1 protein-coding gene is annotated in these 461 nt (G+C 61.6%); it reads right to left on the bottom strand.

Annotation, left to right across the window (positions count from 1 at the left end):
• On the bottom strand, positions 1–461 hold a 461-nt coding region (locus BFN10_RS11705; RefSeq protein WP_425273021.1), incomplete at both ends, for an RHS repeat domain-containing protein.

The following is a 461-nucleotide window of genomic DNA, read 5'->3' as shown; positions in this document are numbered from 1 at the left end:
TGTTCGGCAATCAGTTTGTCGCCTTGCCAGAAGAACTCGGTGGTGATGCCGTCGACGGTTTTACTGATACGCCGCCCAAACGGGTCATAGCGGTAGCTGGCGGTCTGGCCGTTGGTTTTTTTAATACCGATCAGGCGGTGCTGACAGTCGTAGCGGTATTCGGTGACGAGTTGATGGCCCTTGCCGCGGCGTTCGCGGATGAGGTTGCCGAAGGCGTCGTAGTCGTAATGGTGGTCGCCCTGGATCATCAGGCGGTTGCCGGCGACGATGTCCGGGCCGGGGCGGTTTTGCATGAGCAGGTTGCCGGCGGGGTCGTGGCCGAAGCGTTCTTGCTCGGCTTGGGTGTGGTCGGCGCGGGTGAGGCGGTTGAGTGGGTCGTAGTAGTAGCGGTGTTCGCCCTTGCGAGTGTCGAGCAGGCGGGTGAGGTTGCCGGTTTTGTCGTAGTCGTAGTGGCGGCGGTA

Origin of the sequence: Pseudomonas extremorientalis (assembly GCF_001870465.1) — a bacterium.
GTDB lineage: Bacteria > Pseudomonadota > Gammaproteobacteria > Pseudomonadales > Pseudomonadaceae > Aquipseudomonas > Aquipseudomonas extremorientalis.
Note: the sequence above shows the minus strand (reverse complement) of the source record. Positions and strands in the feature narration are given on the sequence as shown.